The organism is Clostridia bacterium, from assembly GCA_036562685.1.
Taxonomy (GTDB): Bacteria; Bacillota; Clostridia; order Christensenellales; family DUVY01; genus DUVY01.
In genome coordinates, this window is the sequence record DATCJR010000071.1 from 1 (window position 1) to 9,494 (window position 9,494).

Annotated in this window: 8 protein-coding genes; 4 read left to right on the forward strand and 4 right to left on the reverse strand. The window is 34.3% G+C overall.

Going from position 1 to position 9,494, the window contains the following annotated elements; translation table 11 throughout:
- Positions 1-382: 382 nt before the first annotated feature.
- From VIL26_03180 to zupT, 4 genes are all read left to right on the forward strand, one after another.
- The gene (locus tag VIL26_03180) at positions 383-814 is read left to right on the forward strand and encodes a MarR family transcriptional regulator (GenBank protein ID HEY8389934.1); all 432 of its coding nucleotides are present in this window, start codon (positions 383-385) and stop codon (positions 812-814) included.
- Between the two features lie 69 nt (positions 815-883).
- Complete coding sequence (locus tag VIL26_03185; GenBank protein HEY8389935.1) at positions 884-2,605, forward strand: ABC transporter ATP-binding protein; 1,722 nt, start codon at positions 884-886, stop codon at positions 2,603-2,605.
- A 2-nt stretch (positions 2,606-2,607) separates the two neighbouring features.
- Positions 2,608-4,518 carry an ABC transporter ATP-binding protein gene (locus VIL26_03190; protein HEY8389936.1) on the forward strand — a complete coding sequence of 637 codons (1,911 nt, stop codon included), beginning with the start codon at positions 2,608-2,610 and terminating at the stop codon, positions 4,516-4,518.
- Positions 4,519-4,679: 161 nt separating this feature from the next.
- Entirely contained in the window at positions 4,680-5,489 is an 810-nt protein-coding gene (gene zupT / locus VIL26_03195) for a zinc transporter ZupT (GenBank protein HEY8389937.1), read from the forward strand.
- A gap of 55 nt (positions 5,490-5,544) precedes the next feature.
- Here the strand turns inward: zupT and VIL26_03200 are convergent, their stop codons facing one another.
- The 4 genes from VIL26_03200 to VIL26_03215 all read right to left on the reverse strand — a co-directional run.
- Positions 5,545-6,804 (reverse strand): glycosyltransferase family 2 protein, encoded by a 1,260-nt coding sequence (locus tag VIL26_03200; GenBank protein HEY8389938.1) that lies wholly within the window; start codon positions 6,802-6,804, stop codon positions 5,545-5,547.
- Between the two features lie 77 nt (positions 6,805-6,881).
- The gene (rlmH, locus tag VIL26_03205) at positions 6,882-7,343 is read right to left on the reverse strand and encodes a 23S rRNA (pseudouridine(1915)-N(3))-methyltransferase RlmH (GenBank protein ID HEY8389939.1); all 462 of its coding nucleotides are present in this window, start codon (positions 7,341-7,343) and stop codon (positions 6,882-6,884) included.
- Positions 7,344-8,444 carry a CPBP family intramembrane glutamic endopeptidase gene (locus tag VIL26_03210; protein ID HEY8389940.1) on the reverse strand — a complete coding sequence of 367 codons (1,101 nt, stop codon included), beginning with the start codon at positions 8,442-8,444 and terminating at the stop codon, positions 7,344-7,346. It abuts the gene before it with no gap.
- Positions 8,445-8,470: 26 nt separating this feature from the next.
- On the reverse strand, positions 8,471-9,494 hold a 1,024-nt coding region (locus VIL26_03215; protein HEY8389941.1), incomplete at its 5' end, for a CPBP family intramembrane glutamic endopeptidase.

Sequence of the window (9,494 nt, forward strand, 5' to 3'; positions counted from 1 at the left end):
GTATGTCCCCCTAGTCCTTGTTTCTTAAAGACTCGTAAAATCGTTCTATACTTCTTTTACGTATTACTTTCGCGCTAAATTCAAAAAGACTTTATTCTCTTTTTCAATCTAACTCTTTCTATGCAGTTGTCAATGTGCGACCGCTTTTTTATCAGCGCGCTGTCATTTGAAACAGCTTGATTATAATATCACAGTTGCCTTATGCTGTCAACATTTTTTTCAATTTTTTTTAAGAATTTTTTGGAAATAATTTTTATTCATCATATATCTATTTATAATAATTATGTTTAAAAACCGTTACAATATCAATACATTAGTACTTGACATTATCTTGAGTATTTTGTTAGAATTCTAACAAAATACTAATACGATTTTTAAAAAAATGAACGAACTATTTCCATTAATAAAAAAAATCAATGGACTGCTATTTAGGCAGTTTAATGAATCATGCCAGAAATATGGGCTTACTGGCAAGCAATTTATGCTGCTTAATTATTTATACCAAAATCAGTCAAATGAAAACGATATATTTTCCCAAAAAGAGGTTGAACAGGAATTTCAGGTCAGAAGATCTACTGTAAGCAGCATTTTACACACGCTCGAAAAAAAAGGCTTTATATATAGAAGCGTTGACGCTTCCGACCAGAGAAAAAAGGTTTTGATATTAACTGACAAAGCAAAAGAAATAATCAAAGTTGCCAAAGCAGAAAAGCTTCATAACGACAACATTTTGTTTTCTGTTCTAAAAGAAGACGAATATAAAACTTTATTAACATTGCTTAACACGGTATATGATCACTTATTAAGTAAGTAAATGTTAATAATATAATCAGCGCTAATAATTTTATATCAATTATGTAAATATAAATTAAAGGATAATTATATGATTAGAAAACTGGCAAGATGTCTGAAACAGTACACAATCTTTGCATTATTTACTCCAATTTTCATTATTGCTGAAGTTTTTTTGGAAGTTTCGATTCCATTGCTGATGTCTAAGATAATCGATACCGGCATAAAAAACGGTGATATCGATTATATCTTAAGAATAGGCTTATTAATGGTCGGCATGGCGTTTTTATCATTGGTTAGTGGTGCCGCCGCCGGAAAATTAGCAGCAGTTGCAGCAACAGGTTTTGCAAAAAACGTTAGGCAACAAATGTATTACAGCATTCAAAACTACGCTTTTTCCAATATTGACAAATTTTCTACTGCGTCGCTTATAACGCGTATCACTACTGATGTCAATATAACGCAAGACACCTTGCAAATGGCTTTAAGAGCAATGGTGCGCGCACCAATTATGCTAGTGACTGCAACAACCATGGCTTTTAGTATAAATAAGGAACTTGCCCTAATATTCCTATGTGCGATTCCTTTCTTAGGTTCAATATTTGCATTAATTATGATTAAGGCTTTCCCCAAATTCCTAGCCCTGTTCAAAAAATATGACAAGATGAATTCGGTTGTTCAGGAAAACCTTATAGGAATAAGAACAGTAAAGTCTTTCGTCAGAGAAGATTATGAAATCAAAAAGTTTGATCAAGCTTCCGCTGATATTATGGACTTTTCAAAAAAAGCCGAAAAAATCGTAATATGGAACGCACCTGCAATGCAATTTACTATTTTTGCATGCATGCTGTCTATAGCTTGGTTTGGCGGCAATAAGATTATTGTAGGCGGAATGACCGAAGGACAGCTTACCAGCTTTTTAAGCTATGTAATGCAAATCCTGATGAGCCTGATGATGATTTCAATAATCTTTATAAACTTGGTTATGACCAGGGCTGCCGCGGCCAGAATAACAGAGGTTATTGATGAAGCTCCTGAACTTACTGATCCCAAAGATCCTGTTTATGATATAAAAGACGGTTCAATAGAATTTAAAAATGTCAATTTCAGCTACAAGAAAAATGACAATTATGTTCTAAAAGATATCAATCTAAAAATAGAAAATGGTCAAACTGTAGGCCTAATAGGCGGAACAGGCTCTGCTAAGACCTCGTTGGTTCAGCTAATCCCCAGACTATATGATGCAACCACCGGAAGCGTATTAGTGGGTGGTGTTGATGTAAAAAATTATCATTTAAAAACCTTAAGAGACAGCGTGGGTATTGTATTGCAAAAAAATGTGCTGTTTTCTGGCACTATTACAGAAAATTTAAGGTGGGGCAATCAAAATGCAACTATGGATGAAATAATCGCCGCTGCCAAGATTGCTCAAGCACATGACTTTATAATGAGTTTTCCTCAAGGATATGATACTTATCTGGATCAAGGCGGTGTCAATCTTTCTGGAGGACAAAAGCAAAGAATTTGTATTGCGCGTGCAATACTTAAAAATCCCAAAGTACTTATCTTTGATGACTCCACCAGTGCTGTGGACACAAAAACAGATGCTCTGATTAGACAGGCACTAAAAACTGAATTAAAAGATGTCACCAAGATTATAATTGCCCAAAGAATTGCTTCAGTAGAAGATGCTGACTTAATTATCGTTTTGGATGAAGGTCAAATCAAAGGCATGGGTACACACGACGAACTTATAAAATCTAATGAGATTTATCAAGAAGTTTATACTTCTCAAAAGAACATGGGAGAATAAACATGGCAAAAACTAAATCACCTAATATAAAATCACACAATGCAGGCGTAAGACCTAAAAACTTTAAAAAGACACTGGCTAGACTATTTTCATATCTAAGAGATTATAGAGCCCTGCTAGTGTTAGTTGTAATTTGTATCTTGCTTAACTCGGGCACTAGTATTGCTGTTAACAGCTACATTAAACCTTTAATAGACAATTATATAACGCCATTGATAGGCGTGCAAAATCCTGATTTGACACCATTTGTACGTGCAATTCTTATCATGGTGGGAATATGCATTATTGGTGTGGCAGCTGGATATATCTATAACCGTTTAATGATAAACATTTCTCAAGGCACTTTGAAAAAAATTCGTGACGACATGTATAAGCATATGGAAAGTTTGCCTATCAAATATTTTGACAATAACACTCACGGCAACATTATGAGCAGATATACCAACGATGTCGATGCTTTAAGACAATCTATATCACAAAGTTTTCCCAGCCTTATTTCTTCGATAATAACCATTGTGGGAGTTTTTGCTGTAATGTGTTTTTATAGCTGGCTTTTGACACTTATAGTAATAGCTATGATATTTGTCATATTCTTTGTAGTAAAGTTTGTAGGTGGAAGAAGTTCAAAATATTTTGTCAGCCAGCAACAAGCAATTGGACAACTAAACGGCTTTGTTGAAGAAATGATAGAAGGACAAAAAGTCGTAAAAGTTTTCTCTTATGAAGAAAAGGCGAAAGAAAAATTTGATGTAGTCAATGAGCACTTGTTTAAAAACGCAAACAAGGCACATAGTTATGCCAATATGCTGGGCCCTATAATGGTTAATATAGGTTATGTTCTATATGCTTTGGTCGCTGTAATAGGTGGATGGCTGATGGTTAAGACAGGTTCAATAAGCCTAGGAACATTATCCGCATTTTTACTTTTAACCCGAAGCTTTGTTATGCCTATAAACCAAATTTCACAGCAACTAAATTCAATAATTATGTCCATAGCAGGTGCTGAAAGAATATTTGACCTTTTGGATGAATCTGTTGAAGTAGATAATGGATTTGTAACTCTGATAAAAGCCAAAAAGGACGAAAATGGAAACATCGTCACAACTGATAACAACGACCCTCAAGGAATATGGTACTGGAAATCACAAGATGAAGAAGGCAAAGATAAATTCATAGAACTAAAGGGCGATGTCAGATTCTTTGATGTGGACTTCTCCTATGACGAGAACAAACCTGTACTTAAAAATATTAATCTATATGCTAAGCCAGGACAAAAAATTGCCTTTGTTGGAGCTACTGGCGCAGGCAAAACAACTATAACCAATCTTATTAACCGTTTTTATGATATTCAAAAAGGAAAAATCACTTATGACGGTATTGATATAAAAGATATCAAAAAAGACGCGCTTAGAAAGTCTTTAGGCATTGTTTTACAGGATACGCATTTGTTTACAGGTACTGTAAAAGACAATATAAAATACGGCAAGCTGGACGCAACTGATGAAGAAGTATATGCAGCTGCAAAATTAGCCAATGCAGATTTCTTCATTAAACACTTGCCTGAAGGATATGATACAGTCCTGTCTGGAGACGGTGCAAACTTATCTCAAGGTCAAAGACAGCTGCTTTCTATTGCACGCGCCGCTGTGGCTAATCCCCCTGTGCTTATTTTGGACGAAGCTACGAGCAGTATTGATACACGTACCGAAAAGCTTATTGAACGCAGTATGGATAAACTTATGGAAGGCAGAACGGTATTTGTAATAGCGCATAGATTGTCCACCGTAAGAAACGCTCAAGCCATTATGGTTTTGGAAAACGGTGAGATTATAGAACGCGGAAGTCATAAAGAATTGATTGATTATAAAGGCAGATATTATCAGTTATATACAGGCGCTTTTGAACTAAGTTAACCTTAAATTTAATAGTGACCAAATTATCAATCTGTTCATACAATTTTAATATAGCTATGTAACACTGACACATAAGCCGCTGGAGTTATAATTGACAACAGCGGCTTAATTTAAATATAATTACTACGAAAAATTTATATTATTTTAAGAAGGGAAAACAAATGACAAAAATTTTAACCGCTTTTGGGTTGACTGTTTTTGCTGGTCTTGCAACCGGCATAGGCGGAGCTCTAGCCTTCTTTACCAAAAAAACTAACACAAAATTTTTGGCGATAAGTCTGGGCTTTTCTGCTGGTGTAATGATTTATGTTTCTATGATTGAAATATTCCAAAAGGCAAAAAATGCATTGACCTCGGCTCTTGGCGACTTTCCAGGATACTGGGCGGTTTTGGGCGGATTTTTTGGCGGAATTTTGTTAATAGCCGTAATCGATAAATTAATTCCAAATGCCAAAAATCCTCATGAGATGCGAAAGGTTGAAGATATGGATGCTAATAAGCCCAAAGTTGATACTAGTAAGCTAATGAGAACTGGATTGTTTACCGCACTTGCAATAACAATCCATAACTTTCCAGAGGGCCTTGCAACCTTTTTATCAGCTTATCAAGATCCAAAATTAGGCGTAGCTATCGCCATAGCTATTGCAATACACAATATACCTGAAGGTATCGCTGTATCAATTCCTGTCTTTTATGCTACCGGCAACAGAAAAAAAGCTTTTATATATTCGGTACTGTCTGGAATATCAGAACCTTTAGGTGCGCTCATCGGATTTGGAGTATTGCTCCCGTTTATAAATGATATTGTCTTTGGAATTATTTTCGCCGCAGTTGCTGGCATAATGGTATTTATTTCAGTAGACGAACTTTTGCCTAGTGCAAGAGAATATGGCGAACCCCACCTATCAATATATGGTTTGGTAGCTGGTATGGCTGTTATGGGAATAAGTCTTATACTTTTCTCGGCATAAAAAATAATACTTAAAAGCAAGAAACATTAAAAATAAAAAGCCTTAAAAAAAAGCCTTAAAAATCTTTAAGGCTTTTTTCTTCTTCTATTTGTTCAATATCTTTTTGAGTCCGTTTAATTGATTTCCATTTTACTTTGCCAAGAGCTACATACACCGCAGGCAAATATAACATCATGTTTATAGGGAAAGTAAAAGTATAAATAATCTTTTTCCATGCGCTTGCTTTTATGTTTTTCCACTCCAGAACTGTTACAAGCACCGCCAAAAGCCATGCTGTTACATAAACTCCCCCGAGCTGAGCTCCTAACGTCAACAAAACTTCTAACCAGCTTGCATACCCTAAACCGCCTAAAAGCAATAATGCAACAGTCGAGATAATACCCCAAGTAAAACTTATTATTGGTATCGGAAGGAGCAAAAGCAAAAGGTCATAAGATGCAAAAGAACGCCAGATATTTTTTAGATGTTTTAATAAAAACTTTGAACAGCACTGATATCCGCCTTTTACCCACCTAGCACGTTGATTTATAGTATCCTTAATTGTAGACGCTTGATCGTCATAAAATACAGCCTTATAGCAAAAAGCGATTTTATAACCTTCTAAAACCTTGGCATGAGAAAATTCAATATCCTCGGTCATAGATGTATAAGGCCAGCCGCCTTGCTTTTTTATAATCTCAGCATCGGTATAGAAGCCTGTCCCAGCTATATATGTAGTGGCATTGATTTTATCTCTTACGGCATGAACAAGGCGAGATTGCTGCAAAAACATCAAACCTGTTCCTGCTGATATCCAATTATCATAGTTCTTAGGCGCGCGATGGCTATTAATTATTAATTCGCCAGCATCAACAGCCTTATTCATTTCTGTTATGTAATTATGGGCAAGCAGATTGTCTGCATCAAAATAAAAATAGCCCTTATAGTTCTTATCCTGATATTGTGAATGAATTATGTCAAAAATAAATTGCAAAGCATAGCATTTGCCGCGCAAATCTGGATTATTGCGTTCATATACTATAGCTCCTGCGTTTCTCGCTACCTCTGCTGTGTTATCAGTACAATTATCCGCAACGACAAAAATATCAACAAGTTCAGACGGATAGTCCTGTTTTTTTATGCTTTCAACAAGCTGACCAATTACCGACGCTTCATTGCGCGCGCATATTATGCAAGCATATTTATATTGATTTTTTGCTTCTGGATATCTTCTTGGAGGCAAGATTCCCAAAAACGTATAAATGATTTGAGGAAGTCCTACCAAAGCTATGAATGCAGTAAGTGCTATTGAAATATATATAATAATGTTTATCACTCTAAATTACCCTTCACAAATATTATCATATAAAACAAAAAATCACAATGATTAAATTATATATTTTTTGTGTTTTTTTATTTATGATATGGAGAATTATTATTAATACAAAACGCTCTATATATTTGTTCTAATAAAATAACGCGCATGAGTCTATGAGGATATGTCATTTTACCAAAGCTCAACAGCATGTTAGATGATTTTTTGATTTTTGAAGAAAGACCAAAAGACGAACCGATTACAAAAGTTATATCAGGACTTATATGAGTATTCAAATATTTTGCAAACTCTTCACTTGTTAATTGTTCCCCATGAGAATCTAGACAAACAACGGTACCTTTAAGATTAGGAACAATCAATTCACCTTCATAATTAAGAGCCTTTTCAATTTCTGCAGGTGCGTTATTATCACTAAGTTTATATTCAGCTTTTTCAATTATATTTATTTTTGTATATTTGCTAAGCCTTTTTAAATATTCATCGCAAGCTTCTATAAAATATTTTTCTTTTGCCTTTCCGACACAGATAATGTTAATCATTTAAAACAGTCCCATATAAAAAGAAAATACAGTTGTAACTGCAAGTAAAAATACAGAGGTGTATATAATAATCTTATCTTCTAGTTTAGGTCTGTATAAGGGCACATTTCTTGTATAGAATACGCCAAAAGGTGAATTTATAGGAACTAGGCTAAAGCTTGCATTGGTCTGTTCTGGATTTTTTTCTTCAATGCTTTTTTGATATTTTGTTTCAGCTTTTACTATAATAACAAGCAATGCTACAAATACTGCGGTCAAAACTATCCACAAAACCACAGATAAACCAAAATGATCCAATAAAAAGCTGTCAAAATTGCCGCCTATCCAACCGTTAGCATAAGCATGAGTTGTATAAACACTTATAGCGTTGTTCATAAAATGTATTATCATAGAAGGATAAATCGACCTTGTCTTTACGGTCAAGGTGGCAAAAATTATTCCTCCCACAAAAGTATACAAGGTCTGTCTGATATTGGCATGAAGCAGTCCAAATAATAGTGCAGAAACTATTATTGCATATTTATCCTGCATTGTGTCGCGGAGTCCTCTTAAAATCAATCCGCGGTTAAGAAATTCTTCACAAATTCCAGGCAAGATAGCTGTATTAAATAAAGCAAGCAAGAACAATCCTATACCGCCTACTGCTTCTTCAGCGTAAGAAAAATTAAAGCCAAATAACAGCAATATAAATTGATTGATAAATGAAATTCCTATTGTCATAACAAAAAACAATATACCAAGCACAAAAGACAATGGAATCAAATATTTTCTAGGCATTCTAAAGCCCATTTCTTTCAAACGATTTTTTAGCCCTGTTTTTTGCTCAGGTATTTGCTTAAGTTGTAAATTATTTTTTCCTGCAAAGCCAAACTGCTGTATCAAAAGTACGGTAAGTCCGCCGCCTGCTATAAAAATTATCTGAATAATAAAGGAACCTAAAAAATCAGATGCAGCTAAGGGCAATGCGTCAAAAACCCCTAGTCCAAATAAAATTCTGGTTATTATTAATCCAATTGCTGCTATAAGCAAAGCTATTGAACCTAAATAAAAGTTCCTTTTTAATTGGCTTTTTGCGCCTGAAGTACTTTCAAAATTAATCATAATTATTTTATCCCTATACATCCAGATTACATTAAAACCCCAACAAGTGCAGATTTTAATGCAAATAACCACACTGCTATGCAAATTCCAAACGCGATACAATATATTATAATAAATTTTCTACGGTTTTTTTGTTCTTTTGTCGCCGCAAATAACGAGTATTCTTCTTCGGATAATGGAGTTTCTACAAAAGCATTTTGTTCAGGGTTAAAAACTCTTTTAATCGGCGGAACTATTACATCATAGTTCATTTTAAATCTATTTCCCTGTTTATGTTTTTTAAACCCTGTAATAGCATTTATAAAAATGCTGTCTTTTTGCTTTTTTGCAACAAAATCAAAAGCCAAGAAAAATGCCGCTAAACCTAATAACGTAAAGACAACAGCGCCAACATATATAAATATAGTATTATTCAATAAAGCACTTTCCAATCCATTTAATGAAACTATTGATGCAAGCACTGCCCAAAAATTATTGGAAAAATGCAATATTACTCCCGGCCATATAGAGCCTGTGGTCAAAACTATATATCCCAATGCTACACCTAATACAAACTGATGAGCTGTTTGGGCGGGTGACATATGCATCATGCAAAACGCAAAAGCGCTTAATAGTATTGCAGTAAAGGGTTTGAATCTGGATGCAAGCCCTTGAAGCACAATACCCCTAAAAACAAATTCTTCGCATATAGCAGGCAAAATGCAAGTGCTGATTATTACTCCAATAATGCCAAGTGGTGTACTTAATAAATTTTCCGTTAAAATATCGGGCTCATTATATCCAATAATTCTAAATATATCATCTACTGCCGAAAGAAGCGGAATATCGCTTGCCAACAAAAATAATGACAAAACAGGCAGTATCAAAATAACCAGCAAAGATATCTTTTTATTAATTGAAGCTGCTTTTATAAAATCCACATGACGGATTTTGCACAATAAAAAACAAAAACCAAGTAATGTCCCTTGCGTAACTATTGATGAACTTATAATAAACCAAGATTTTTCTAATAATTGATTAAGAAAATTAGGATTATTAATAAAGTTAGAA

What these genes read in the sequence shown, in the direction of transcription:
- VIL26_03180 (HEY8389934.1), top strand. Translation starts at nt 383, where the DNA reads ATGAACGAACTATTTCCATTAATAAAAAAAATCAATGGACTGCTATTT.
- VIL26_03185 (HEY8389935.1), top strand. Translation starts at nt 884, where the DNA reads ATGATTAGAAAACTGGCAAGATGTCTGAAACAGTACACAATCTTTGCA.
- VIL26_03190 (HEY8389936.1), top strand. Translation starts at nt 2,608, where the DNA reads ATGGCAAAAACTAAATCACCTAATATAAAATCACACAATGCAGGCGTA.
- zupT (HEY8389937.1), top strand. Translation starts at nt 4,680, where the DNA reads ATGACAAAAATTTTAACCGCTTTTGGGTTGACTGTTTTTGCTGGTCTT.
- rlmH (HEY8389939.1), bottom strand. Translation starts at nt 7,343, where the DNA reads ATGATTAACATTATCTGTGTCGGAAAGGCAAAAGAAAAATATTTTATA.
- VIL26_03210 (HEY8389940.1), bottom strand. Translation starts at nt 8,444, where the DNA reads ATGATTAATTTTGAAAGTACTTCAGGCGCAAAAAGCCAATTAAAAAGG.